The sequence below is a fragment of the Pseudomonas sp. SBT1-2 genome (assembly GCF_028640875.1).
Taxonomy (GTDB): domain Bacteria; phylum Pseudomonadota; class Gammaproteobacteria; order Pseudomonadales; family Pseudomonadaceae; genus Aquipseudomonas; species Aquipseudomonas chlororaphis_I.
In genome coordinates, this window is sequence record NZ_JAQZAA010000063.1 from 167,148 (window position 1) to 192,254 (window position 25,107).

Below are 25,107 nucleotides of genomic sequence, written 5' to 3' on the forward strand. Positions count from 1 at the left end.
TGGAGCTGCGCAGTTTGATTGATTAATGGGCGCCCCTTTACGGGCTGAGGCGGCTTAGAAATGGCTTTGATCGTACAGAAATTTGGAGGCACCTCGGTCGGTTCCGTCGAAAGAATCGAGCAGGTCGCCGACAAGGTGAAAAAATTCCGCGAAGCCGGTGACGACCTAGTGGTTGTACTGTCGGCCATGAGCGGCGAAACCAACCGTCTGATCGACCTTGCCAAGCAAATCAGCGGCGACGGTCAGCCGGTTCCTCGCGAGCTGGACGTGATCGTTTCCACCGGCGAGCAGGTGACGATCGCACTGCTGGCCATGGCGCTGATCAAGCGCGGCGTTCCGGCAGTGTCGTATACCGGCAACCAGGTGCGGATTCTGACCGATAGCGCGCACAATAAAGCGCGCATATTGCAGATCGACGATCAGAAAATTCGCGGTGACCTGAAGGCCGGCCGCGTGGTTGTGGTCGCAGGTTTCCAGGGGGTCGACGAGCACGGCAACATCACCACCCTCGGTCGTGGCGGTTCCGACACCACCGGCGTGGCACTGGCGGCGGCCCTGAAGGCTGACGAATGCCAGATCTACACCGATGTCGACGGCGTCTACACCACCGACCCGCGTGTGGTGTCCGTGGCCCAGCGCCTGGACAAGATCACCTTCGAAGAAATGCTGGAAATGGCCAGCCTGGGCTCCAAGGTGTTGCAGATCCGCGCGGTCGAGTTCGCCGGCAAGTACAACGTTCCGCTGCGCGTACTGCACAGCTTCAAGGAGGGTCCGGGTACCCTCATTACTATTGATGAAGAGGAATCCATGGAACAGCCGATCATTTCCGGCATCGCTTTTAACCGCGATGAAGCCAAGCTGACCATCCGTGGCGTGCCAGACACTCCCGGCGTGGCCTTCAAGATTCTCGGCCCGATCAGCGCCGCGAACATTGAAGTCGACATGATCGTGCAGAACGTTTCGCACGATAACACCACCGACTTCACCTTCACCGTGCACCGCAACGATTACCTGGCGGCCCAGCAAGTACTGGAAAACACTGCCCGTGAAATCGGCGCCCGGGAAGTGGTAGGCGACACCAAGATCGCCAAGGTCTCGATCGTTGGCGTCGGCATGCGCTCCCACGCGGGCGTTGCCAGCCGCATGTTCGAAGCGCTGGCCAAGGAAAGCATCAACATCCAGATGATCTCGACCTCGGAAATCAAGGTTTCCGTGGTGATTGAGGAGAAGTACCTGGAACTGGCTGTGCGCGCTCTGCACACGGCTTTCGAACTGGACGCTCCGGCCCGACAGGGCGAGTGATGCGTTGCCCGAAGGGCGCGGTTTACCGCGCCCTTCGTTTTTTTGATCGGCGTGACAGAAAACTGTTCTTTTGCTCGCGCTAGTCAATACTTAGGCGTGTAGGGCTACGGCCGTCCTGGTTGTAGGTCGATACCCTTTTTTTTGCAGACTGTTGTCCCTGAAATGAAATGCGTGAGGAGAAAGGTATGCTGATTCTGACTCGTCGGTGCGCAGAAAGCCTGATTATTGGTGATGGCGAAATCACCGTGACCGTGCTTGGCGTCAAAGGAAATCAAGTGCGTATCGGTGTCAACGCCCCTAAAGAGGTAGCGGTGCACCGTGAAGAAATTTACCTGCGGATAAAGAAAGAGAAGGACGAAGAACCAAGCCATTAATTTTTATCGTTTTTTTTGTTTGCAAACGGGGAGAAAGCTGGTTAATATACGCCCCGTGTTGCGGAGAGCTGGCCGAGTGGCCGAAGGCGCTCCCCTGCTAAGGGAGTACACCTCACAAGGGTGTCGGGGGTTCGAATCCCCCGTTCTCCGCCATTATTTACTTAGTTCGTTGTAATCTGGCTTCTTCTGTAAGTTGTTGAAATTACTAGAAAAAGTGCTTTACAAAAAGATTTAACGGCCTATAATGCGCGGCAACAAATGCACTCGTAGCTCAGCTGGATAGAGTACTCGGCTACGAACCGAGCGGTCACAGGTTCGAATCCTGTCGAGTGCACCATTTAAGAGTTGTTTGCAGTGATGTGAATAACTTGGCTCCAACCAGTCGTGGTCTGGTCTAAAAACACAAAATGCACTCGTAGCTCAGCTGGATAGAGTACTCGGCTACGAACCGAGCGGTCACAGGTTCGAATCCTGTCGAGTGCACCATATACCAAGAAGCCCGCATTCATTGCGGGCTTTTTGCTTTCTGTCGTTTGGCTTTTCTCCCTTCTTTATTGATTCCTCTCTTTGAACGCCGCGATCATTCTGGCGTCGTATTCAGCGTGTGCCTGTCTTTTTTGATGTGGCCCTTCGAAAGCTCCCGGCAATTGTGAATTGATAGCGGGGGAGAGTTCCGGGCGCAGTTTTTTCGTCTGGGGTGTGTTTTCTTTTTCGGATGGTGCGTCGCAGCTTTATAGATTCAGCGCTTCTTCAGCTTTGCGTCGCAAGCGCTTGTTCTTGCCATGATTTTTTAACGTTTAAAGCCGTCAAGCGGTGTATGATTGCGCCCGTCAGCCCCGCCGGGGCTTGTGGAATACCTCCATGGACTTACCCAGTAGTTACTCAGTATCCCGTTTTTACAATCATGAATTGACTGATTGATCCTTCCGGCGTGCTCCTCTGCTGGGAGTGGAGTTCGCCTATGACCGAAGTAGAAGTAAAGAAAACACAAGACAGCCTGCAGGATCGCCTCGCTCAAGTCGTTGAGCTGCTGCAGCGCCAGCGGGTGGTCGAAGACCTGACTCATCGTCAGGAAGGTCATCATCAGGATCGGGTCGAGAACCTGGTCCACCGGCAGAACCTCGTCGAGCTGCAACGCAAACTCGATGATCTGCACTCCGCCGACGTTGCCTACATCCTTGAAGCCTTGCCGCTCGACGAGCGTCTGACCGTCTGGCAGTTGGTCAAGGCCGAGCGCGACGGCGACATCCTGCTCGAAGTATCCGATTCCGTACGTGAAACCCTGATCGCCGACATGGACGATCATGAGCTCCTGGCTGCTGCCAAGGAGATGGACGCCGACGAACTTGCTGACCTGGCTCCCGAGCTGCCGCGAGACGTTGTCCATGAGCTGATGGAGGCGTTGGACGGCCAGCAGCGTGAGCGCGTTCGCTCCGCCTTGTCATATGACGAGGAGCAGGTCGGTGCGTTGATGGACTTCGAGATGGTGACTATCCGTGAGGATGTTAGCCTTGAAGTGGTCCTGCGTTATCTGCGTCGTCTCAAAGAATTGCCTGGCCATACCGACAAGCTGTTCGTCGTTGACTATGACGGTGTGCTCAAGGGCGTGCTGCCCATCAAGCGGTTGCTGGTGAATGACCCGGAGAAACAGGTTTCTGAGGTCATGGCCAGCGACCCGGTAAGTTTCCATCCGGATGAAGATGCTTACGACGCTGCGCAAGCATTCGAGCGTTACGACTTGATCTCGGCGCCGGTGGTCGACAAGAACGGCAAATTGATCGGCCGTCTGACCATCGACGAAATGGTCGACCTGATTCGTGAGGAGAGTGAGACCGAAGTCCTCAACATGGCCGGTCTGCGCGAAGAGGAAGATATTTTTGCCTCGGTCTGGCGTTCCCTGCGCAACCGCTGGGCCTGGCTGGCAATCAACCTGATCACTGCATTCGTCGCTTCGCGAGTGATCGGCTTGTTTGAAGGCTCCATCGAAAAGCTGGTGGCCCTGGCGGCCCTGATGCCGATCGTGGCGGGTATTGGCGGCAACTCGGGTAACCAGACCATCACCATGATTGTTCGCGCCATGGCGCTGGACCAGGTCAGCACCGGCAATACTTCGCGACTGATGCGCAAGGAGCTGGCGGTGGCCTTGATCAACGGCCTGGTCTGGGGCGGAGTGATCGGCGTGGTGGCTTACCTGCTCTATGGCAGCTGGTCGTTGGGTGTGGTGATGACGGCGGCCATGACACTCAACCTGTTGCTGGCGGCGTTGATGGGGGTTCTGATTCCGATGACGCTGGCGCGTCTGGGGCGCGACCCGGCAATGGGGGCCAGTGTCATGATCACGGCCATGACCGACAGTGGCGGCTTCTTTATCTTCCTCGGGTTGGCCACCATCTTCCTGCTTTGATCCCACATACAGCCCCTCTAATGGGGCTGTATCGTTTTCTCCATCCCTTTGCGATCCAGGCTCCTGTGCTTTTGTAGCGATCGAACGGTAAATTTCGGGTAAAAAAAAGCCAGCACAAGGCTGGCTCTAGCTTTCGAGGTCGAATCAGGAGGCGTCTGCGGCCATTTCGGCGTCATGGGCGATCAGCGAAACGAGGGCGTTCTGCTGGCGATGGGAAAGTTGACGGAAACGTTGAAGCAGTTCGCGTTCATGCAAGGAGAGCTCTGGGCTGTCCAGGCGCATGCTCAACTCTTCACCTAAGGCACCTTCCTGAATAAGACTCTGTTCCAGGCGCGCGATGATTTCGGAGTTCATGCTGCGGTGATGATTGCGTGCCACCTCGGCAATGCGTTCACGCATCCCGTCGGGTAGACGTACGACGAACTTGTCAGCCGTACGGCTGGAATAAATTGCCTGTTTCAATGGGCGCATATATTTAACCGGTTAGTTCAGGGGAGCGGTTCTCGGAATTGGCCGCGGGATGTCAGTTAGGACAAGCGTTGCTGCCAAATGTTCAACCTGAATTGTTAAGAGGCCCGCATCATGCCTCAAAATAGCCAGATCCTTGGCGTCAATTCTGTGACAAATATTGAACTGGATAAAGGCGTTATGCCAGCACCAATTATCAGAAATGCGGACTGGTTTGAAAAGATTGCCTGTCCGCCTATCTGCCCGCGTCCTGGTGTCCGATAGCTGGCGCGCTTGTGCGTCGCCAGACGGGCCTGCATGCGGATCCGATCATTGTTTCCTACCTTGTACAGGATAGTGGCAAATTGCCGATTTACTAGGCTACGAGTGCCATGGAGTCTTTGAATGCCAGGCAGACTGATTTATTTGATGGGGCCTTCCGGGTCAGGAAAGGACAGCCTGATCGAGGCTGCGCGCCGGCCTCTGGCGCAGCTCGGCTGCGATGTGGTGCGGCGGGTGATCACCCGTTCCGCGGAATCCGTGGGAGAAGAGGCCCACGGAGTAAGTGCTGACGAGTTCGAGCGCCTGGAGCGGCAGGGGGCCTTTGCCTTGTGCTGGCGGGCCAATGGCCTGGCCTACGGAATTCCCGTGCAGATCGACGAATGGCTGGCCAGCGGGCGCCATGTCCTGATCAATGGCTCCAGGGCTTACCTGGATCAGGCTCGCCAGCGTTATCCGCAGCTTTTGGCGATTCTGTTGACGGTGGATATTGACGTGCTGCGGCAAAGACTGATGAATCGCGGTCGCGAAAGTGCGGAGCAGATCGAGGCGAGGCTCAAGAGAAGCGCTCTTTTTTCCGCAGACGACGGACCTGTGCTGGGAGAGTCCGTGTTTTTTCTGGACAACTCGAGCGAGCTGTCCGTGACGCTTGAGCGTTTTATGAAGCTCTTGAGAGATCAGGGGATCAGCGCAGTACAGGGTCGAACTTGATTTTGCGTCCCAATGCCAGCGCCAGCAGGAATAAGCCGGAAAAAACGCCACAAGCAATCAAGGGCACATCACCCAGGGTATTTTCAGCGGTGAAGCAACCCAGTGTGGCACTGAGCACTGCCAGGATGAGAAGGCCTTTGGCAAGTCGGGACATTAATAGGCTCCTGATAGGGTCATATTCAAAATACCCAGCTTTCGGGTCTTGGCTTGGCAGGTAGAACAACGGCTTCTGGGGCATCGGCGACCTGCGCCATGCCAGGATTCTCCGATGTGCTGCTCATCACAGCCCATTGCGGGGCCTGGTGTTGCACGTAGTGGGCCCTGTACTGGGTACTCTGATCAGCGCTGCCATCAGGCTGAAAGTGGAAGACCACCAGTACGGCGATGGCAATGGCATTCGATAGAAGAAGGGCGCTGTTCATGGGCTTGATCTCCACTGTTCTTTCATAGAGATGAAGCAGCGCTCATGCCAAGAGTCTAACCTCTAATAAACCCTTTAAAAACAATGAATTAATAGGGTTTTTAGAAGGCAGGAGATTGCATTCTGCAATGATGGCTTTTTGCAGTGATGCAATTTGCACGACGGCTCTGGCAAGTTGCCTGATGGCTAGAGGTAGCCACCGGTTAAAAAGCCCTACTCACAACATGACAAAATCAGGGCTGGCCGTTAACATGCACGCCGTCCTTTGCGCCGCAGCAGTACCCGCGGTGGTCAATTTGTCCCAGTAGCTCAATTGGATAGAGCATCCCCCTCCTAAGGGGAAGGTTGGCAGTTCGAACCTGCCCTGGGACACCATCTACTTCCGGGCTTTCAGGCCAAACGTGGTTCTCTCCCTTATTTCGCAGCAGCGGCTACGTTTGTGCACACAGTTCTCGATGCTGTGGAGTCATCCATGATTGTCATTGCTGGAAAAAACAATATTTCGGTATTTGGCCTGGAACAGGCTCTGCAACAATTTTCGCCTGACGAAATTGCGGTGGTCTGCAACCGTAACGACACGGGTGTCGACGGTTGGCAACGTTCGTTGCGGGCGGCGGCGCTGAAATATGGCGTACGTGAGATCAGCCTGGAGACGGCTTACGAACTAGCATCCGTTGCGTTCATTTCCCTGGAGTTCGACCGGATCGTCGTGCCTGAGCGCTTCTCCATCAGTCGCGTGTTCAACATTCATTTCTCGAAGCTGCCGGAATACAAGGGAATGTTTACCTCGGTCTGGCCGTTGCTGGAGTCCAGGGCAGAAGCGGGTGTGACCCTGCATTTCATCGACCGGGGTATCGACACCGGGGACATCGTCGCGCAACAGGTATTCCCGATCCTGTCCTGGTGGACCTGTCGCGATCTGTATTTCGCCTTTAATCAGCATGCCGGCCAGTTGTTGGAGCAGTGGTTTGCCACGTTGGTCGATGGGGACCTCGGAGCACAGCCACAGAGTGCGGTGGGGTCCAGCTACTTCTCAAAGGACGCCATCGATTATGGGGCGTTGAGAATCGATCCGCTGTCGACGGCCTGGGCACTACGCAATCAGATCAGGGCGTTCGCCTTTCGTGAATATCAGTTCTTGCGCTGGGAAGGAAAGCCGGTGGTCTCGGCGACGATTCTGCCTGGGCGTTCACAATTCAAGGCCGGGACCCTGATCAACGCAACCGAGGATTATGTCGAGCTCTGCACCATCGATTACGACGTCCGGCTGAATTTTGATCGATTGCCGGAGATGCTCAAGGCTTGTGAACAGGGCGATCTGGAGGCGGTAATGGCGCTGCAGGCCAATATTGCCGGTTACAACGATGCCAACCCGCAAGGCTGGACGCCGCTGATCATCGCCAGTTATGTGGGCGCCTATGAGGTGGTTGACTGGCTGTTGCAGCAAGGGGCCGACCCGGAGCGGAGCAACAACAAAGGCACGACGCCCTTGATGTATGCCAAGGACGCCTACCTGGCCGGGCGTTGTCGTAGAACCTTTCCGTTATTGCTGCGCAGGGGCGCTAGGCTTGAGGCTGTCGATCATTCCGGTCGGGCACTCGCCGACTATGTGACGAACGAGCAGTTCGCTCAGTTGCGAGGCGCTATCTAGACACCTCGCAACAGGCGCATCAGCGGGCTGTGAACTGGTTGATGGCAGTGACAATGTATTGCTGTTGTTCCTGGCTCAATGTCGGATAGATCGGCAATGACAGGATCGAGTCATGCAGCGGGGGCCGGGACACCTTGGAGGTCCTGGCCAGATCGCTGTAGGCCCGCTGCTCGGTAATCGCCAGCGGATAGTGAACCAGGCATTGGATGCTACGTTCGGCCAGATACGCCTTCAGTTGATCGCGCCATGGGCAGGTAATGACATACAGGTGCCAGACATGGGCGCTTGCTGTCGTGACCGAGGGCAGGGTGATGCCCGGGTGCCGGATGTGTTCGCTGTAGTAGCGGGCGACGCTGCGTCGACGGGCAGTATCGCTGTCCAGGTGTGCCAGCTTCACCCCCAGCATCGCGGCCTGGATTTCATCGAGGCGGCTGTTCACCCCTTGATAATCGTGCTGGTACTTGATGCGTGAGCCGTAGTTGCCCAGCGCCCGGACCAGGGCTGCCAGCTCGGCGTCGTTGGTGGTGATGGCACCGCCGTCGCCCAGGGCTCCGAGGTTCTTCCCGGGGTAGAAGCTGAATGCCGCGGCATCGCCCCAGTTGCCGGCCTTGCGCCCGGCCAGTTCAGCGCCATGGGCCTGGGCGGCATCTTCAAGCACCAGCAGGCCATGTTTGTGGGCCAGCGCCATGATCTGTGGCATCGGCGACAGCTGGCCATAAAGATGCACCGGCAGTATCACTCGGGTTTTGTCCGAGATGGCCCGTTCGACGGCCTCGATCTCCAGGTTGTGGGTGGCAGGGTCGACATCCACCAGGATCGGCGCCAGATCGTTTGCCAGAATGGCCGAGATAGTGGCGATAAAGGTATTGCTCTGCACTATCACTTCATCGCCGGCCTGAAGCTTGCCTTGCTCTTTCCAGGCACGCAGGATCAGGGTCAGGGCATCCAGGCCATTGGCGACGCCGATGGCATGGCGGCTGCCACAGTATTCGGCGAAGGCGGCCTCGAATTGCTCAAGCTCTCGCCCCATCAGGTACCAGCCGGAGTCGATCACGCGGCTGCAGGCGGCTTTGAGCTGATCGGCATATTCGTGATTGATGCCTTTCAAATCCAGAAACGGGATATTCATCATGTGAGTCATTGCCCGACCATGTCCATGAACTGGGCATAATCTCGGACATAGTCGCCTTCTTCGTAGAGTTGATCGGCCAGAACCATCAGTACACAGTCTGGAGAGAAGTCATACATCTCACGCCAGATAAAGGATTCGATCAGCAGGCCCTGGCAAGGATTGTCCAGGGTGATGTCGATCTTTTCCCGGCCGTCGTCCAGCAGAAAACGGCACGAGCCGCGTACGGCGATTGCCACCTGCTTGAGGGTCTTATGGGCATGGTAGCCGCGGCGAACCCCTTCACCGGTATTGAACATGTAGTACACCCGCTTGACTGGGAAGGGGATGTTTTTCCCTTCTTCCAGGGCGATCAGCGAGCCACGGTCATCGCCGTGGGTCTGCAGCGGCAGAATGTGAATCTTCATCGCGTCTCCCCTTCGAGCCGTTTCGACAAATGCTGTTGCAGCCAGTTTTCAACGCTCTTGGCGTCGACCCGATAATTTCGGTAATACAGTTCCCTGGAGTCGGTCGAGCCTACCCGGTAAGCGATGTAGTCCATTTCGACGCCGACGACCGCCGCCAGGTTGGAAAAGCACGACAGCTCTGCGTATTCCTCGGCCATCCAGCACAGGGCGCGAGCGTTTTTCGAGGCGAAAATCAGATTGGTCCAGGCCGCCCCGGTGGGGCCGACTATGACTTCGGCATTGGCCATGATCGCCACCTGATGGTTGATGTCCTGTTCTTCCATGTACACGCAGGTAAACCCATAGGGTTCCAGCAGCTTGAGGATCTCGGCCTGGTTGTAGTGCCGAAGAAAGCCTTTGCGGGCCAGGAATACTCGTTTGGGGAGTTCACTGATGGGAATGTCATGGGCCAGATGCAGCGCCTTTTCCCGCAGGAAATGGATCGACTCCGGGCGGACGAAGCCGCTGCTGGCACTGTTCTGTGCCGCGCCTTTGAAGTTCGGGATCATATTGTTCGGGGCACTGATCAGCAGCAGGTCGGCCACCTGGTAACTGGTGATGTTTTCCAGGAGCACCAGCGGGCGGTCAACACCGATTGCCTCGATCAGGGCCTTGATCGAGGGAATGTTCTGGCTGCTCTTGGAGATCAGCAGTGGATAGTCCGCATAGTGCGGCGGCAGTTCGGCCACGAATTGCAGTTGCGACAACACTTCTACCGTCCAGTGGTAATAGTTCTGCTCGTTGCAGCCGCTGATCAGCAGGCCTTTTTCCAGCTCCACAGGCTTGCCGCTCCTGACCAGGGCCAGGCGCTGCCCATGGTAGAGCAGGTGCGCAGCACTATAGTCGGCCTGCAGGGATTTCGCCGTGGGCACTCGCTCCAGCACCAATTGCCCGTCCGGCAGTATCACCGAGCGGGACACTGAACAGACTTGCCCCTGGCGGAAGTGGTAGAGAGCTATCTCGGGTAATTCCAGGGTGATCGCCGGTGTCGATTGATGGATGAATCGTGGCGGCTGGCTGGTGCCCGGTTGGCTCGGGCGAAAGACATGGACCTTGTGCTCGTCGCTTTCATCCAGCCAGCGCAAGGCCAGGCGCCGGGTATCCTGGCGTCGAAAAAACAGTCGATACAGCAGGTCGCTGATCAGCCCCGGTTTTTTGCATAGCCGTTCATAACCCAGTTGCTCGAGGTGTTTGCCAATACGCTGGAACCATGGGAGCTGCGAGTTGATCTGCGCGCCATGGAACACTTCGACCTTTTGCTCATTGATGGCCAGCTTCTCAGTGAGCTGCGGATGGATCTCGCGGTAGTAATCGCTGGCGATGATGATCTTGTCGAAAGCCAGCGAACTCAATTGCTGAGGCGCGTGGATCAGTTTGCCGAACAGGCGCTGGCCCTGCTTCTGCTGGTTGTTATCGACGAAGCCGATCACCCGGTAGCGGCGGCGGTTGTACTTGTAGAAGTTGACCCCGCCGGCGCCGGTACCGAATATCAGCACCCGCGCTTTTTGTCCAAACCCTGTCGACACATTGACCTCGTCTTGCTGGTGCAGCCGGTGGTAGATCGTCACCCGAGCGGTTCGCCCGCTCGGTAAAGGCGGTGACGCTAGCCATTGTTATTGATGATGTTGCCCTTGATCTGGGCGATACCCTTGGCGTTCAGGTCGCGTCGGGTCCTTATCGGTTGCAGCTCGCCCTGGATTGCGGCGTTGATGGTATCAATCGCGGTCTTGCCGGTGTTACTCCGGGACTTGCCCAGCAGGTAGCGCAGCGACAGGCGGAACTGTTCCGATTCATTGGCCACCGGCCGCGTACCGTGCAAGGTGCAGTTGTGCCAGAGCCCGACGTAACCCGGTCCGCCCGTCAGCCGGTAATCCTGGCAGGCCATCTGCTGCCCCTGATCGTCGGCGTAGGTCCATTGGTCGTGTTCCTGATGTTCCAACTGATGAGGGAACAACGTGGCGCCAAAACGGTGAGTACCGGGCATCAGGTGCAGCGGTGAGTCGTTTTCGGTGACTTCGTGCAGGTACACATAGAGGGTCAGGAAGGTCGAAGGGTCGAGTTCCACCCGGCCCTGGGGCCAGTCGATGATGTCCTGATGAAAGTCGATCCCGCGGAAGTAGGTGATGTCGCGAAAGGGCCTTTTGATGTACGGCCCCAGATTCGCCACATTCACATCGCGGATCTTTTCCCGCACCCAGTCCGGTAGCCATGAGTCCGGTACGCCGCACACCGCTTTCTTGATCACCACTTCATAGTCGGCGCCGAGCACTTCATCGAGCACCGCGCTGAGGCGCGGATCCTGCTCGATGAACTGCAACTGCGGCTCGAAGGCATTGAGGAAGTTGAAGGTCTTGTTCGGGTTGGCGTTGAGGTGGTTTTCCTGGGCCAGGTATTCAGCCTCGTCCATGAACAGCCCGGCCCCGAAGGCCCGTGCGGCGACCATCTCGCGGTACAGCGCCTGCGTGCGGTCAGCGTCCAGGATCTCGCCAAAGATGTGGGCGCCCTGGTCGATGAGGTTTTGGATACAGGTTTGCATGTTGCGCTCGTTTTGACTGTTGCTGTCTGTCTGCAAGGTATCGGCGTGGCTGGCCTGAAGTTGATGCCGCCCGGCTGATATTCCCGATGGAATTTGCCGCAACCGGGGCTGGCGGGCGGCGCGAGCAAGGATATCGAAGGCTTTTGGCAACTATCTATAAGGGAACGCCAGAATCGGCCGATAACCATCATGGATGTTGTTGCAGGTCAAATGGCGGGGCCATGGACCGAGTGCCCGGCGAGAGCAGACGGGCGCTTTTGCGGGTTGATGTAGAATGCATTGATGGCCTGTGGCCATTATCGTTGTCCGGGTGCAACAAAGGTGACGACCTTGAGCGTGTCCTGCTGTTGCCGCGGGCTTCATCTTTTTTACGGGTCTGGAATCTTCGATGCTGGCGTACCACCAAAAAAGCTTTTTGATCGTCGATGATTTCTCGGATTTCCGCAGTTCTGTCCGGTCCATGCTGCGTGAGCTGGGCGTCAAGGACGTGGACACTGCCGATACAGGCGAGCAGGCGCTGCGCATGTGTGCGCAAAAGCGCTATGACTTCATCCTGCAGGATTACCACCTGGGCGACGGCAAGAAGAACGGCCAGCAGGTGCTCGAAGACCTGATGACCGACAAGCTGATCAGTCATGAAAGCGTATTCCTGATGGTCACCGCCGAGACCAGCCAATCGATGGTGCTCAGCGCCCTCGAGCACGAGCCGGATGCCTATCTGACCAAGCCTTTCAACCGCTCCAGCCTGGCTCAGCGGCTGGAGCGGCTGCAGCAGCGCAAGTCGTTGCTCAAACCGATCCTGCAGGCGCTCGATCGCGGCAAGCCGCTCGAAGTGCTCAATGCCTGCATCGCCCTGTGCAAGCAGGATCCGCGCTATTCGCCGCTGTGCCTGCGCTACCGGGCCGATGCCCTGCGTGATATGAACCAGAACGAAGCATTGGAGCGGCTGTACGAGAGCATTCTGGCGGATCGCCCGTTGCCATGGGCCTATGTCGGCCTGGGGCGTCTGCTGTTCAAGCGTGGCCAGGTGACCCAGGCCAAGGCCATCTACGAAAAGGCCTTGAAAGCCTTTCCGATGATGCCGGCGCTCTACGATGGCATGGCCGAAGTGCTGCTTGCCGAAGGAGACTCCAAGCGTGCCCAGAGTGTGCTGGAGGAGGCCGTGCGCCTGTCGCCTCTGGCCGTGCGCCGGCAAGCGCTGCTGGGCAAGCTGGCGATGACCAACGAAGACTTCGAGACCGCCTCCAGGGCCTATCGCCAGGCGGTATCGCAAGGTGCGCAATCGCGTTTCAAGGACCCGGAAAGCAACCTTGGCCTGGCGCATGCGCTGATCAGCAAGGGCAGTGAAAGGGGGCTGGATACCCGCACGCGCCTGGAAATCAACAGCACCCTGAGTGCGGTGGCCAAGGAAAACCCCAGCGATCCGGGGTTGCAGATTCGCGCCCGCTTGATGAAGGCCACCAGCCTGTTGCTCAACGATGCTGAGACGGCGGAAAAGCTCACCGAGCAGGCGATGTTGCGCCTGGACGGGATGGAACAGTTCATGAGCCCGGAAGCGGCGCTGCTGGTGGCCAAGCAACTGCAGATGCTGGGACAGGCCGATGCCGGCGCGTCGATGCTGAAAAACTGTGCGGAAATCTACGGCGACGACCCGAAGGTGATGGAAGGCATCGCCAAGCTCACCGATGACCCGGCGATCCTCAATTCCGCCAACGCCGCGGCGGACATGAACCGCCAGGGTGTGCGCAGTTACAAGGCCGGCGCCCTGGGCGAGGCCCGGGACCTGTTCCGCCGGGCCTTGGCCATGCAACCGAAGAACATCAGTATTGCCCTGAACATGGCGCAGTCGTTATTGCACGGCACCGACATCACCCAGGATACGGCGCTGCTGGAAGAGTGCCGGACCTGCCTGAAGATGGTCGGCCTGATGCCCGATACCGACGCGCGTTATCCGCGTTATCAGAAGCTGCGAAGCAAGGCGTTTGGCGAATGAATACCCACGAACAGGCTCTCGACTTTTCCACGGTGATCGCCTCTACCGTGCACGACATGAAGAATTCCCTGACCCTGCTCATGCAGGCCCATGCCCAGTGGCTGGCAAGATTGCCGCAGGCGCAGCAGGGCACGCCGGAACAGGGCGTGATGGAGTTCGAATTCGCCCACCTCAACGGCATGCTGGTGCAACTGCTGGGGCTCTACAAGCTGGGAGTCAACCAGTTGCCGGTGCAGCCGGGCTACCACGAACTGGATGACTTCATCGAAGCGCAGTTGGTCAGCCATCAGGATGTGTTCGCCAGTCGCGGCATTGCCGCGACCTATGAAGTCGATCCTTTGACCCCCCTGGGTTTTTTCGATCGGGAACTGATCGCCTCGGTGCTGGCCAACTGCATCAACAACGCCATTCGTTATGCGCGCCATGCGCTGCTGGTCAGCGTGCACGATGAAGGCGGGCAGACGGTGCTGACCATCAATGACGATGGCGAGGGTTATCCGCAGCAGATGATCGATAACCAGGCCGACTACGTGCAAGGTATCAATCACAGCAGCGGCAGCACCGGCCTGGGGCTGTACTTCGCCGGGCGCATTGCCGCGCTGCATCAGCGCAATGGTGTCTGCGGGCGTACCGAGATCCGTAATGGCGGGCCTCTGGGTGGTGGTGTGTTCAGTCTCTATCTGCCTTGAAACCGGCCTTGAAGCGGTTGCCGAGCTTGTAGGGGCTTCGCCGCATTTCGGTGGTGTGTCCGATCCCGAGGGCTTTTTGTTCGAGGCTGCTTGATATTCCGAACAGCCGGAGCCTATTTTGTACGGGTCGCCGTTCTCGGCTCGTACAACAACAAGGATTGAGTCATGACAACCGATGGCCGCAGTTCACTCGCACAGCGATTGACGGGCATTGACGAGATTGAATGTGTCACTCCGGATCTGAACGGCGTGCCACGGGGCAAGGTGATGACTGCCGAGGGTTTCCTCGAAGGGCGGCGTTTGCAGATGGCCCGCGGGGTGCTGCTGCAATGCATCATGGGTGGGTATCCACCCGCGCGTTTCTACGGCAGTGACGACGGCGACCTGGCGCTCAATGCCGACCCGCAACAGATTCATCGCCTGCCCTGGAGCTCGCAGCCGCGTGCGCTGGCGATTTGCGACGCGGACGAGTTGAGCGGCGAAAGCTCGCGCCTTTCCACCCGCGGCCAGCTCAAGGAGGTCATCGCGCGGTACGCCGCTCGCGGCCTGGCGCCAGTGGTGGCGACCGAGCTGGAATTCTTCGTGTTTGCGCCCAATACCGATCCGACCCAGCCTTTCCAGCCACCTATTGGCCTGGACGGTCGTCGCGAAGACGGGCATTCGGCGTTCAGTGTCAGCTCCAACAACGGCTTGCGGCCGTTCTTCAGTGAGGTCTACGCCTGCATGGCGGCCTTGGGCCTGCCGCGCGATACCTTCATGCATGAAATGGGCGTCAGCCAGTTCGAGATCAACCTGCTGCACGGCGATCCGCTGTTGCTGGCCGACCAGACCTTCCTGTTCAAGCACCTGCTCAAGGAAGTGGCGCTCAAGCATGGCCTGACCGTGGTGTGCATGGCCAAGCCACTGGCGCATACGCCGGGCAGTTCGATGCATATTCACCAGAGCCTGGTCGAGTCGGCCAGCGGGCGTAACGTGTTCAGCGACGAGGCCGGAGAGCCGACCGCGATGTTCCGCCACTTCATTGGCGGGCTGCAGGCGGGCATGGCGGATTTCACTGCGCTGTTCGCACCGAACGTCAACTCCTACCAGCGCCTGTGTCATCCTTACGCCTCGCCGAACAATGCCTGCTGGTCCCATGACAATCGGGCGGCGGGTCTGCGTATTCCGGCCAGCTCGCCGGTGGCGCGGCGGGTCGAGAACCGTTTGCCGGGCGCCGATGCCAATCCGTATCTGGCGATCGCCGCGAGCCTGGCGGCCGGTTTGCACGGCATCGAAAACGAGCTGGAGCCGACGCCGGCGATTCAGGGTGAGTTTGCCGTGCCGGACAGTTTATCTTTGCCTTGTACCTTGCATGCCGCTCTCGAGCGTCTGAAACGTAGCCAGTTGGCCAAGGAATTGTTCGGCAATGAGTTCGTCGAAGGTTATGTCGCTTCGAAGACCATGGAGTTGACCAGTTTCTTTGATGAAATAACTCCCTGGGAGCGGCGCGTCTTGGCGGCCCAGGCTTAACCGAACCGTCGCAGTCGGGCCATCGTTCGGATGGCCCGGCACTCAATTCAAGGAGCCGCTCGGAACGCCGATGCGCCAAATCTGGAAATCCTTTCGAGCGCTTTATTTCGCCTCGCTGATGATGTTGATCGGCTCGGGCCTACTCAGTACCTACCTGGCGTTGCGCCTGGCCGCCGATCATGTCGACGGGTTATGGGTGGGGGCCTTGATGGCGGCCAACTACTTCGGCCTGGTGCTGGGTGGCAAAATCGGCCACCGCCTGATTGCCCGGGTCGGCCATATCCGGGCCTACGCCACCTGTGCCGGGATCGTCGGCGCGGCGGTGCTGGGGCACGGCCTGGTGGACTGGTTGCCGGCCTGGCTGGTGCTGCGGATGATCGTCGGCCTGGGCATGATGTGCCAGTACATGGTCATCGAAAGCTGGCTCAACGAGCAGGCCGACGCCAAGCAACGCGGGCTGGTGTTCAGCGGCTACATGATCGCCTCGTATCTGGGGTTGGTTTTGGGGCAGTTGATTCTGGTCATGCACCCGGCCCTCGGGCTTGAATTGCTGATGCTGGTGGCCCTGTGTTTTGCCCTGTGCCTGGTGCCGGTGGCCATGACCCGACGCATTCACCCGGCGCCTTTGCATCCGGCGCCCATGGAACCGCGCTTCTTTATCAAGCGCGTTCCGCAGTCGCTGAGCACGGTGCTCGGGTCGGGGCTGATTGTCGGTTCGTTCTATGGTCTGGCGCCGTTGTATGCCTCCCAGCAGGGCTTGAGTACCGAGCAGGTCGGCCTGTTCATGGGCAGCTGCATTTTTGCCGGGCTGGTGGTGCAGTGGCCGCTGGGGTGGCTGTCCGACCGTTATGACCGGGCCCTGCTGATTCGCTGCTTTGCCTGCTTCCTGGCGGTCGTGGCCTTGCCGTTGGCGATCCTGCCCCAGGTGCCGCTGGAGGTGCTGTTCGCCCTGGGGTTCCTCTGTTCGCTGGTGCAGTTCTGCCTGTACCCGTTGGCGGTGGCGTTTTCCAACGACCATGTCGAAGGCGATCGGCGGGTCTCGTTGACCGCGATGTTGCTGGTGACCTATGGCGTCGGGGCCAGTGTCGGGCCATTGGTGGCAGGGGTGCTGATGAAGTTGTTCGGCAGTCAGATGCTTTATGCGTTCTTCAGTTTTTTTGCCCTGGTACTGGTCTGGCGCATCCGGCCGAAAGCCGTGACCAACCTGCATCAGGTCGATGATGCGCCGCTGCATCACGTGGCGATGCCGGACAGTATGTCCAGTTCGCCATTGGTGGCCGCGCTCGATCCGCGGGTCGACGAGCAGGTGGTGCAGGATCAGATGCAGCAGAGCAGCACGCCGGAAGCCGAGCCCCCGGTCGCGAGCGAAGAAGCCATGGATGAGGTTGAGGATCCAGTGGTGAAACCGGAAGAGCCGGGGCCGGACCAGTTCAGTGGGGCCAGGCCCTAGAAACAAAAAAACGGGCAGTCACCGCAAGGGGCTGCCCGTTTTTTTATCGACCTGCGAAACTCAGAGGTCGTCTTTGTCGAAGCGCCGGGCTTCGCGTTGCAACTGATAGACAAAGCGCTCGACCTGGCGTTGAACCAGGCCGCTCATGTTGTGGAAGCGCACGCCGGCGAAAGTCGTGTCGATCTTCTCTTCGTAGTGCAGATAACGCAGTTCCACCGGCGCGGTCATGCTGCCGAAGGGCAGGGCGGCGATAAAACGCTCGTAGACCTGGCCCAGTTGCAGGCGGCTGGAGATGTCACCGTCGAAGCGCAGCTTGCAGCCGGTGGCGGAGATATCCAGCAGTTTGCCGGCGATCGGCGCCTTGAGTTTTTCGCCACCCAGCTCGATGTTGACCAGTTGCGCCAGCTTCAGGGCTGCGCGAAAGGCATTGCGGCGCTGGTGATAGACCACCTCGTCCGGCAGGGTGCCGCGGTAGCAGCGTCCGCCATTGGATTCGTCGATGGTCGGGATGCCGTTGCTTTCCCAGGCGATGCGCACGCCTTCGTGAAAGCCTTCGACGCGAAAGGGTTCGCCGGCGAGCATGAAGCGTTCGCCATCGCGGGGGATCATTTCGTCCAGGGCCATCATATTGCTGTCACGATCGACCTCGACCAGATAGCTTTGAAAGCGCTGGCTGCGTTCGTGGAAAGTGATGATCAGCGGGTCATGGCTGTCTTGCAGCAAGCGCAGCGTGGAGTTGATTTCCAAAGGGGTGGTGAGCACCTTGGGTGGCTGCGGCGCATCTTCTGCGTTTACGGCATTGAACACGGTTCATCAATCTCCAGACAAAATACGACTACACGCAAGAGCCGGCATTTTGCCAGCATGCTCCACGACTTGATAGGGCGCGCTCATCTCTGGGGTCAGGCCTGGCTAAGCGGGCGAGGCTTGGCCAGCTTGGCGGTTGAGCCGCGGGCATCATAGAGGGCTGGAGGCTCGCCACCGGTGAGGATCTTCAATTGATTGGCGGTGGTGGCCTGTTGAACCTGGATCGAGCGACCGTTGAGTTCGTTCGCCGCCTGGCAATCGGCAAGCATCTGGGTCAGCACATCGCTCTGGGTCAACAACTGCTCGCCAACCGAAGAATGGCTGGCCAGTTGTTCCAGGCCGGCACGGCTGGCGGGAAGATTCAGGCTGGCAAGGATTTCGCTGCGTTTGCGGCCATGCTGCTCGAGCAAAATGATCAGGGCTTGCTTCTGCGCAAGAATCTCTTCCAGCAGCGGCATGTCGCGACCGTGCAGGGCGAGGGATTCGGTGCGCAGCAATTCCAGCAATTGTTGAGCTGGAGCAAAGTCGTCAGTGATCAGTTGCAGCAAATTAGTGTCGTGCATGTATGGCCTTGGGTTTTAAGCGTCCAAAAAACTGGCGCAGGCCTTATTGGCTAGCGCTGGGCTTCGAAATTGAGCAGTTTGCTGGCTACACGGTTGCTGTCGACTTTATAGCTGCCATCGGCAATCGCTTGCTTCAACTCGGCCACGCGGGCGTTGTCGACGGCAGGCTGGTCGCGCAGCTTGTCAGTGATCTTCTGCAACTGTTGAGCCTCATTGCTGAGGTGTACCGACTCCCCGCTGGTGCTGGCCTGTTCGGCCGGAGCGTTCAGCGGCGCGGATTTGTCGGCGTCGCCGGTTTCCTTGCTGGCGCTGGTGCGCGTGCTACCGGTGAGTGAAGGAGAGCTGTTTAAACGGCTGAAATCGATGACCATGGTAAAAAACCTCTGGGTATTTGGACGCTTGACTTGTTTTCGGCAATACCCCGGAAAACTTTAGGCTTCAAATATCGATAAGCCCGCACGCGCCGCTATTGCCCTGCATGGGCCACAGTTTAGGGGGCAAGAGTGCGCAGCGCCAGTCGTCTACATCGCGACTTCCACCTGTCCCGGCGCGGTGATCCGCGCTTTGATGACCCGTTGTGAATTGAGGTTCTTGACCCGTATCTGCTCGCTCATGCCGCCATTGGACAAGGCTTCACCCGGCATTTTCACGTTCAGCGTGCCGCTGCGGGCGGAGATCACCACCTGATCGCCCTTGCGCACCACTTCCGCCTGTTCCAGGTGAACCAGGGTGACGAGCTGGTCGGCGACCATTGGTCGGACAAGCTTCTGCCCGATGGCCTGGTCCACCGAGGTCAGATAACCCTGATTGATCTGGCCGATATCGCGCTCGCGCAGCATCACGTCTTCGGGGCCGATGATGCCGGCGCGCTTGAGTGGCCGGGTGGTGGTCACCACTTCGCGGAACAGCTTGACCTGGGCGGGCACGAATACGGTCCAGGGCGAGGCGCCGTCGCAACGCACACGAACGGTCACGCGTCCCAGCGGTTGCGCCGGGCTTTCCAGGGTCGCTGTCAATTCCTTGTCGCAGTGCGGCATGCGCAGCCGCGGGTCGAGCTGATTGACCTGGATCTCGTAGCGCCCCGGGGTTTGACTGGTGGCTAAATAGTCTTCTACGGTGAATTCAAGAAACCCCTGAGTGACGCCGATAAGTAGATCAGGCAGGGTTACCGAGTCAGCAACGGCAGGATGGCCAGGGTTTAAAAAAAACAAAGCCGACAGCCCGTACAGCAATCTGCGGTAGTTTGATGTCAGGCGTCGGGAAAATGTCGTTTTGGCGTTCATAACAGTTAAAAAGCAAGCGCCGTGCCGTTTAGCGATGAGCGCGCGTCGGAACTTAAGCTTTGGGGAGTCTGGGCATGGCTGGTGTAATGGATTCGGTGAACCAGCGCACACAACTGGTAGGGCAGAATCGCCTTGAGCTGCTGTTGTTCCGTCTCGATGGGCAGCAACTCTATGGGATCAACGTGTTCAAGGTTCGGGAGGTACTGCAATGCCCCAAACTGACGTTGATGCCCAAATCCAGTCCTGTGGTGTGCGGTGTCGCGAATATTCGAGGGGCGACCATTCCGATCCTGGACCTGGCGATGGCCACCGGTTCAGGCGGGTTGCAGGATCTGAGCAACCCCTTTGTCATCATCACTGAGTACAACACCAAGACCCAGGGGTTTCTGGTGCGGTCGGTCGAGCGCATCGTCAACATGAACTGGGAAGAGATCCATCCGCCACCCAAGGGGACGGGGCGCGATCACTACCTGACGGCGGTGACGCGGGTCGACAATCAGTTGGTGGAAATCATCGACGTCGAGAAGGTGCTGGCCGAGGTCGCGCCGACACCCGAGACCATTTCGGTGGGCGTGGTGGATGTCGAGACTCAGCACAAGGCGGTTTCGCTGCGGGTGCTGACGGTCGATGACTCGTCGGTGGCGCGCAAGCAGGTCACGCGTTGCCTGCAGACCGTGGGGGTCGAAGTGGTGGCCCTGAACGACGGCCGACAGGCGCTGGATTACCTGCGCAAGCTGGTCGACGAGGGCAAGAAACCTGAAGAAGAGTTTCTGATGATGATCTCCGACATCGAGATGCCGGAGATGGACGGCTACACCCTCACGGCCGAAATACGCAACGATCCACGCATGCAAAAGCTGCACATCATCCTGCATACTTCGTTGTCAGGTGTATTCAATCAGGCGATGGTAAAGAAGGTCGGTGCCGATGACTTCCTTGCCAAGTTTCGTCCTGATGACCTGGCATCCCGGGTTGTCGACCGGATCAAAGCAGCAGATAACAGCTAGGGATATCCATCCCCGGCGGTCATACGATTTAAGAGGCGGCATCATTGTCTACGGGTAATTTGGATTTCGAACAGTTCCGGGTGTTCCTGGAAAAAGCCTGTGGGATCTTGCTGGGCGAGAACAAGCAATATCTGGTGTCGAGCCGTCTCAACAAGCTGATGGAACAGCAAGGCATCAAATCCCTCGGGGAGCTGGTTCAGCGCATCCAGAGCCAGCCGCGCAGCGGTTTGCGAGAGATGGTGGTCGACGCCATGACCACCAACGAGACCCTGTGGTTTCGCGATACCTATCCATTCGAGGTGTTGAAGAACAAGGTCCTGCCGGAGGCGATCAAGGCCAGTCCCAACCAGCGCTTGCGCATCTGGTCAGCGGCCTGTTCCTCGGGCCAGGAGCCCTATTCGTTGTCCATGTCGATCGACGAGTTCGAGAAGGCCAACATGGGGCAACTGAAGATGGGGGTGCAGATCGTTGCCACTGACCTGTCCGGGACCATGTTGAACAACTGCAAGACCGGCGAGTACGACAGCCTGGCGATCGGTCGCGGTTTGTCGGCCGACCGCCTGCAGCGCTATTTCGACCCCAAGGGGCCGGGGCGCTGGGTGGTCAAGGCGCCGATCAAGAGCCGGGTCGAGTTCCGCTCGTTCAACCTGCTGGACAGCTATGCCAGCCTGGGCAAGTTCGACGTCGTGTTCTGCCGCAATGTGCTGATCTACTTCTCCGCCGAGGTGAAGAAGGACATCCTGATGCGCATTCACAGCACCCTGAAACCGGGTGGTTACCTGTTTCTCGGGGCGTCCGAAGCGCTCAATGGATTGCCCGACCACTATCAGATGGTCCAGTGCAGCCCTGGGATCATTTACCAGGCGAAGTAGGATTGTCGCTGTTGAAAAGAGAGGCCTTCGGGCCTCTTTTTTTGTGCCTGCGATTCCTTCTGTGGCGCAGGGCGGCAACCGTTGCATTGCCGCTTTGCTGACGTTTCGCGGAAATGCCTTGCCGCTTTTCTGGCATTGCCGCTTTGCCGCTGCCCGCAAAGCCTTGATTTACGGGGTTCGAGCACTTGGCACGCGGCTTGCTATGTCCAGCTTACGAAAAATCTGGTCGAAGGTTTCCCGACATGAGCATCAGCTTCGATAAAGCGCTCGGCATTCATGAACAGGCTCTTGGCTTTCGCGCCAAGCGTGCCGAGGTGCTGGCCAACAACATCGCCAACGCCGACACCCCGAACTACAAGGCTCGGGATCTGGACTTCTCCGCCGTGCTCGCCGAGCAGAACGAGAAAGCCAAGAACGGCACCTTTGCCCTGAACATGACCAACAGCCGGCACATCGAAGCCGAAGGCCTGAGCAGCGGCAACGAGTCGTTGCTGTATCGCACGCCGATGCAGCCGTCGATCGACCAGAACACCGTGGATGCCCAATTGGAACAGTCGAACTACGCCGAGAACTCGGTGAACTTCCAGGCCAGCTTCACGTTGCTCAACAGCAAATTCAAAGGGCTGGTGTCAGCCCTGCGCGGAGAGTAATCCATGTCCCTCGCCAGTGTTTTCAATATTGCCGGTAGCGGCATGAGTGCCCAGACCACTCGCTTGAACACCGTCGCCAGTAACATCGCCAACGCCGAGACGGTCTCTTCGAGCATCGATCAGACCTACCGTGCGCGCCACCCGGTGTTCGCCACCATGTTCCAGGGTGCGCAAAGCGGTGGCAGCGAGTCGCTGTTCCAGAACCAGGACGCGGCCGGTCAGGGCGTTCAGGTGCTGGGTGTGGTCGAGGACCAGAGCAACCTCGAGGCGCGTTACGAGCCTAACCATCCGGCCGCCGACGCCAAGGGGTATGTCTACTACCCCAACGTCAACGTGGTGGAAGAAATGGCCGACATGATTTCCGCCAGCCGCTCGTTCCAGACCAACGCAGAAATGATGAACACCGCCAAAACCATGATGCAGAAGGTCCTGACCCTCGGTCAGTGATAAGGGGCGACTCCGATGAGTGTTACCGATACCACCAGTGGCCTGACGCTCAAGGAGATCCTTGCGAACTCCGCGAAGAAGACCCCGACCACCAGCAATGATGGCCTGGCGGCGGCCACCAATAGCGTCAAGGGCAAAAATGAGCTGGGCAAGGACGCGTTCCTGAAGCTGCTGGTGACCCAGCTGAAAAACCAGAACCCGCTGGACCCTCAGGACAACAGTGCGTTCGTTGCCCAGTTGGCGCAGTTCTCCACCCTGGAAGGGATCACCACCCTCAATACCTCGGTGAACTCCATCACTGGCAACTACAAGTCGTCCCAGGCCCTGCAGGCTTCGTCCCTGGTGGGGCGTTCGGTGATCGTCCAGACCGGTACCACCCAGGTCGACACCACCAAGAGCATGACCGGTTCGGTGACTGTGCCTACCGGCGTCAGCGGTGTCACCGTGACCATCACCGACAAGGATGGCAAGGCGGTCAAGACCATCGACCTGGGGAGTCAGAAGGCCGGCAGCACCAGCTTCGTCTGGGACGGCACCAAGACCGACGGTACCAAGGCCGATCCGGGCAACTACACCTTCAAGGCCAGCACAAAGATCGATGGCAAGGCGACCGACCTGGTCACTTACCTGCCTGCGACGGTCAACAGCGTCACCATCAGCCAGACCGGCGGTGAGCTGATGTTGAACCTCGCAGGACTGAGCAGCCCCGTGGCGCTCTCCAAAGTTCAAACCATTGGTATCTAGAGCCGACTAACGCGGCACAAGGAGTGGAATATGTCTTTTAATATTGGCCTTAGCGGTCTCTATGCTGCCAACAAGCAACTGGACGTGACCGGCAACAACATCGCCAACGTGGCGACCACCGGCTTCAAATCGTCCCGTGCCGAATTCGCCGACGTCTACTCGGCCACCAAGCTGGGCACCGGCAGCAAGACCATAGGCAATGGCGTGCGCCTGGCCAACGTTTCCCAGCAGTTCGGCCAGGGCGACGTGAACAACACCGGCAACGTACTGGACATGGGTATCCAGGGTTCGGGTTTCTTCGTGCTGAGCGATAACGGCTCGCTGACCTACACCCGCGCCGGTACCTTCAAGACCGACAAGGACGGCTACATCACCAACACCGATGGCACTGCCCGCCTGCAAGGTTATGCGGTCGATGCCAATGGCAAGATCGTCAACGGCGTGCTGACCGACCTGCGCATCGACACCTCGAACCTGTCGCCGAAGGCCACCAGCTCGGTGTCCTCGACCATCAACCTGAACTCCACCGCGCCGGTCATCGACCAGAGCGTGACAGGTTTTGCCTTTGATCCGACCAAGGTGGAAACCTACACCAAGCAGTTCAGCACACCGATCTATGACAGCCAGGGCAACGAGCACAAGCTGGACCAGTACATGGTGAAAACCGGTGCCAACACCTGGAAGACCTATACCCTGGTCGATGGTCGTAACCTCGATGGCTCCGCTCCGACCACCACCGGTGCTACCGCTCCAGTCGCATCGACCATGAATTTCGACTCCGCCGGCAAACTGGTTTCGGTCATCACGCCGCCTGCCACTACGCCTAATCCGGGCAACAACCTGACCCTGGCGGGCTGGGTGCCTGGCACTGTGACCAACGGTACGTGGAAGGCCAACGGTGCCAGCGCCAATCCCGGTGGCGTGACCATCTCCATGACCAGCACCACTCAGTTCAACGCCGATACCGCGCGTTCGCTGCCGGTGCAGGACGGCTACGCCACTGGCCAGATCACTAACCTGACCATCGACGGCACCGGTACCCTGTTCGCCAACTTTAGCAACAGCCAGAACAAGGCCATCGGCCAGATCTCCCTGGCCAGCTTCACCAACGAACAAGGCCTGCAGCCGGTAGGCGGCACCAGCTGGAGAGAAACCTACGCTTCGGGCGTACCGGGCTACGATGCTCCTCAGACCGGCACCCTGGGTTCGATCGTGTCCAACTCCCTGGAAGAGTCGAACGTCAACCTGACCAACGAGCTGGTGGACCTGATCAAGGCCCAGAGCAACTACCAGGCGAACGCCAAGACCATCTCCACCCAGAGCACCATCATGCAGACCATTATTCAGATGACCTGATAATGGCTGGCTGACAGCGCTTGAAAAAAAGCCCCTC

General features: G+C 58.5%; 26 protein-coding genes and 4 tRNA genes. 19 read left to right on the top strand and 11 right to left on the bottom strand.

Annotation, left to right across the window (positions count from 1 at the left end; genetic code table 11):
• Positions 1–60 precede the first annotated feature (60 nt).
• From PVZ78_RS09520 to mgtE, 6 genes are all read left to right on the top strand, one after another.
• Positions 61–1,302 (top strand): aspartate kinase, encoded by a 1,242-nt coding sequence (locus PVZ78_RS09520; RefSeq protein ID WP_007921569.1) that lies wholly within the window; start codon positions 61–63, stop codon positions 1,300–1,302.
• A gap of 185 nt (positions 1,303–1,487) precedes the next feature.
• The gene (gene csrA, locus PVZ78_RS09525) at positions 1,488–1,676 is read left to right on the top strand and encodes a carbon storage regulator CsrA (RefSeq protein ID WP_002554426.1); all 189 of its coding nucleotides are present in this window, start codon (positions 1,488–1,490) and stop codon (positions 1,674–1,676) included.
• Positions 1,677–1,738: 62 nt separating this feature from the next.
• Positions 1,739–1,829, top strand: a tRNA-Ser gene (locus PVZ78_RS09530).
• Positions 1,830–1,936: 107 nt separating this feature from the next.
• A tRNA-Arg gene (locus PVZ78_RS09535) sits at positions 1,937–2,013 on the top strand.
• Between the two features lie 72 nt (positions 2,014–2,085).
• Positions 2,086–2,162, top strand: a tRNA-Arg gene (locus tag PVZ78_RS09540).
• Between the two features lie 475 nt (positions 2,163–2,637).
• Positions 2,638–4,080, top strand: a complete 1,443-nt coding sequence (gene mgtE, locus PVZ78_RS09545; protein WP_007921578.1) for a magnesium transporter — start codon at positions 2,638–2,640, stop codon at positions 4,078–4,080.
• Between the two features lie 144 nt (positions 4,081–4,224).
• On the opposite strand, the gene PVZ78_RS09550 is transcribed toward mgtE, so the two are convergent.
• On the bottom strand, positions 4,225–4,551 hold the full coding sequence (locus tag PVZ78_RS09550; protein ID WP_003178899.1) for an Arc family DNA-binding protein: 327 nt from the start codon (positions 4,549–4,551) through the stop codon (positions 4,225–4,227).
• 381 nt (positions 4,552–4,932) lie between these two features.
• Here PVZ78_RS09550 and phnN point away from each other — a divergent pair, with 381 nt between their 5' ends.
• Positions 4,933–5,517, top strand: a complete 585-nt coding sequence (phnN, locus tag PVZ78_RS09555; protein WP_124300241.1) for a phosphonate metabolism protein/1,5-bisphosphokinase (PRPP-forming) PhnN — start codon at positions 4,933–4,935, stop codon at positions 5,515–5,517.
• On the opposite strand, the gene PVZ78_RS09560 is transcribed toward phnN, so the two are convergent.
• Entirely contained in the window at positions 5,492–5,671 is a 180-nt protein-coding gene (locus PVZ78_RS09560; RefSeq protein WP_038576734.1) for a PA3371 family protein, read from the bottom strand. The genes phnN and PVZ78_RS09560 overlap by 26 nt on opposite strands.
• A 25-nt stretch (positions 5,672–5,696) precedes the next feature.
• Positions 5,697–5,939, bottom strand: a complete 243-nt coding sequence (locus PVZ78_RS09565; protein ID WP_198919251.1) for a hypothetical protein — start codon at positions 5,937–5,939, stop codon at positions 5,697–5,699.
• 297 nt (positions 5,940–6,236) lie between these two features.
• On the opposite strand from PVZ78_RS09565, the gene PVZ78_RS09570 reads away from it, so the two are divergent.
• Positions 6,237–6,313: transfer RNA gene (locus PVZ78_RS09570), tRNA-Arg, on the top strand.
• Between the two features lie 97 nt (positions 6,314–6,410).
• Positions 6,411–7,589, top strand: a complete 1,179-nt coding sequence (locus PVZ78_RS09575; protein WP_273828606.1) for an ankyrin repeat domain-containing protein — start codon at positions 6,411–6,413, stop codon at positions 7,587–7,589.
• A gap of 19 nt (positions 7,590–7,608) precedes the next feature.
• On the opposite strand, the gene PVZ78_RS09580 is transcribed toward PVZ78_RS09575, so the two are convergent.
• From PVZ78_RS09580 to PVZ78_RS09595, 4 genes are all read right to left on the bottom strand, one after another.
• The gene (locus tag PVZ78_RS09580) at positions 7,609–8,730 is read right to left on the bottom strand and encodes a DegT/DnrJ/EryC1/StrS family aminotransferase (RefSeq protein WP_273828607.1); all 1,122 of its coding nucleotides are present in this window, start codon (positions 8,728–8,730) and stop codon (positions 7,609–7,611) included.
• Positions 8,727–9,125 (bottom strand): sugar 3,4-ketoisomerase, encoded by a 399-nt coding sequence (locus PVZ78_RS09585; RefSeq protein ID WP_009045148.1) that lies wholly within the window; start codon positions 9,123–9,125, stop codon positions 8,727–8,729. The genes PVZ78_RS09580 and PVZ78_RS09585 overlap by 4 nt, the downstream gene beginning before the upstream one ends.
• Positions 9,122–10,690: a glycosyltransferase family 61 protein gene (locus PVZ78_RS09590; RefSeq protein WP_038636808.1), complete on the bottom strand. Its 1,569-nt coding sequence runs from the start codon at positions 10,688–10,690 to the stop codon at positions 9,122–9,124. Before PVZ78_RS09590 ends, PVZ78_RS09585 begins: the two co-directional genes overlap by 4 nt.
• A gap of 77 nt (positions 10,691–10,767) precedes the next feature.
• A complete protein-coding gene (locus tag PVZ78_RS09595; protein WP_101283193.1) occupies positions 10,768–11,700 on the bottom strand; it encodes a phytanoyl-CoA dioxygenase family protein in 933 nt (310 codons plus the stop codon).
• 388 nt (positions 11,701–12,088) lie between these two features.
• Here PVZ78_RS09595 and PVZ78_RS09600 point away from each other — a divergent pair, with 388 nt between their 5' ends.
• The 4 genes from PVZ78_RS09600 (at position 12,089) to PVZ78_RS09615 (ending at position 17,341) form a co-directional block, all read left to right on the top strand.
• Positions 12,089–13,693: a tetratricopeptide repeat-containing response regulator gene (locus PVZ78_RS09600; RefSeq protein WP_009050310.1), complete on the top strand. Its 1,605-nt coding sequence runs from the start codon at positions 12,089–12,091 to the stop codon at positions 13,691–13,693.
• Positions 13,690–14,382 carry a sensor histidine kinase gene (locus PVZ78_RS09605; RefSeq protein WP_009050309.1) on the top strand — a complete coding sequence of 231 codons (693 nt, stop codon included), beginning with the start codon at positions 13,690–13,692 and terminating at the stop codon, positions 14,380–14,382. The genes PVZ78_RS09600 and PVZ78_RS09605 overlap by 4 nt, the downstream gene beginning before the upstream one ends.
• A gap of 267 nt (positions 14,383–14,649) precedes the next feature.
• Positions 14,650–15,891: a glutamine synthetase family protein gene (locus tag PVZ78_RS09610; RefSeq protein WP_172833391.1), complete on the top strand. Its 1,242-nt coding sequence runs from the start codon at positions 14,650–14,652 to the stop codon at positions 15,889–15,891.
• A 70-nt stretch (positions 15,892–15,961) separates the two neighbouring features.
• Positions 15,962–17,341: an MFS transporter gene (locus PVZ78_RS09615; RefSeq protein WP_009050307.1), complete on the top strand. Its 1,380-nt coding sequence runs from the start codon at positions 15,962–15,964 to the stop codon at positions 17,339–17,341.
• A 60-nt stretch (positions 17,342–17,401) separates the two neighbouring features.
• On the opposite strand, the gene PVZ78_RS09620 is transcribed toward PVZ78_RS09615, so the two are convergent.
• The 4 genes from PVZ78_RS09620 to flgA all read right to left on the bottom strand — a co-directional run bounded on the left by PVZ78_RS09620 (position 17,402) and on the right by flgA (position 19,994).
• Entirely contained in the window at positions 17,402–18,148 is a 747-nt protein-coding gene (locus tag PVZ78_RS09620) for a flagellar brake protein (RefSeq protein ID WP_009050306.1), read from the bottom strand.
• Positions 18,149–18,243: 95 nt separating this feature from the next.
• On the bottom strand, positions 18,244–18,711 hold the full coding sequence (locus PVZ78_RS09625; protein ID WP_009050305.1) for a flagella synthesis protein FlgN: 468 nt from the start codon (positions 18,709–18,711) through the stop codon (positions 18,244–18,246).
• A 50-nt stretch (positions 18,712–18,761) separates the two neighbouring features.
• Positions 18,762–19,082 carry a flagellar biosynthesis anti-sigma factor FlgM gene (gene flgM / locus PVZ78_RS09630; protein WP_009045139.1) on the bottom strand — a complete coding sequence of 107 codons (321 nt, stop codon included), beginning with the start codon at positions 19,080–19,082 and terminating at the stop codon, positions 18,762–18,764.
• A gap of 150 nt (positions 19,083–19,232) precedes the next feature.
• Complete coding sequence (flgA, locus tag PVZ78_RS09635; RefSeq protein ID WP_124340630.1) at positions 19,233–19,994, bottom strand: flagellar basal body P-ring formation chaperone FlgA; 762 nt, start codon at positions 19,992–19,994, stop codon at positions 19,233–19,235.
• Positions 19,995–20,068: 74 nt separating this feature from the next.
• On the opposite strand from flgA, the gene PVZ78_RS09640 reads away from it, so the two are divergent.
• The 6 genes from PVZ78_RS09640 (at position 20,069) to flgE (ending at position 25,070) form a co-directional block, all read left to right on the top strand.
• Positions 20,069–21,001, top strand: a complete 933-nt coding sequence (locus PVZ78_RS09640) for a chemotaxis protein CheV (RefSeq protein ID WP_007921626.1) — start codon at positions 20,069–20,071, stop codon at positions 20,999–21,001.
• A 44-nt stretch (positions 21,002–21,045) separates the two neighbouring features.
• Positions 21,046–21,873, top strand: a complete 828-nt coding sequence (gene cheR, locus PVZ78_RS09645; RefSeq protein WP_009050303.1) for a protein-glutamate O-methyltransferase CheR — start codon at positions 21,046–21,048, stop codon at positions 21,871–21,873.
• 242 nt (positions 21,874–22,115) lie between these two features.
• A complete protein-coding gene (gene flgB / locus PVZ78_RS09650) occupies positions 22,116–22,523 on the top strand; it encodes a flagellar basal body rod protein FlgB (RefSeq protein ID WP_273828608.1) in 408 nt (135 codons plus the stop codon).
• A 3-nt stretch (positions 22,524–22,526) separates the two neighbouring features.
• A complete protein-coding gene (flgC, locus tag PVZ78_RS09655) occupies positions 22,527–22,970 on the top strand; it encodes a flagellar basal body rod protein FlgC (protein ID WP_007921629.1) in 444 nt (147 codons plus the stop codon).
• Positions 22,971–22,985: 15 nt separating this feature from the next.
• On the top strand, positions 22,986–23,714 hold the full coding sequence (flgD, locus tag PVZ78_RS09660; protein ID WP_053280463.1) for a flagellar hook assembly protein FlgD: 729 nt from the start codon (positions 22,986–22,988) through the stop codon (positions 23,712–23,714).
• Between the two features lie 30 nt (positions 23,715–23,744).
• Positions 23,745–25,070 carry a flagellar hook protein FlgE gene (gene flgE / locus PVZ78_RS09665; RefSeq protein WP_041989058.1) on the top strand — a complete coding sequence of 442 codons (1,326 nt, stop codon included), beginning with the start codon at positions 23,745–23,747 and terminating at the stop codon, positions 25,068–25,070.
• Positions 25,071–25,107 lie beyond the last annotated feature (37 nt).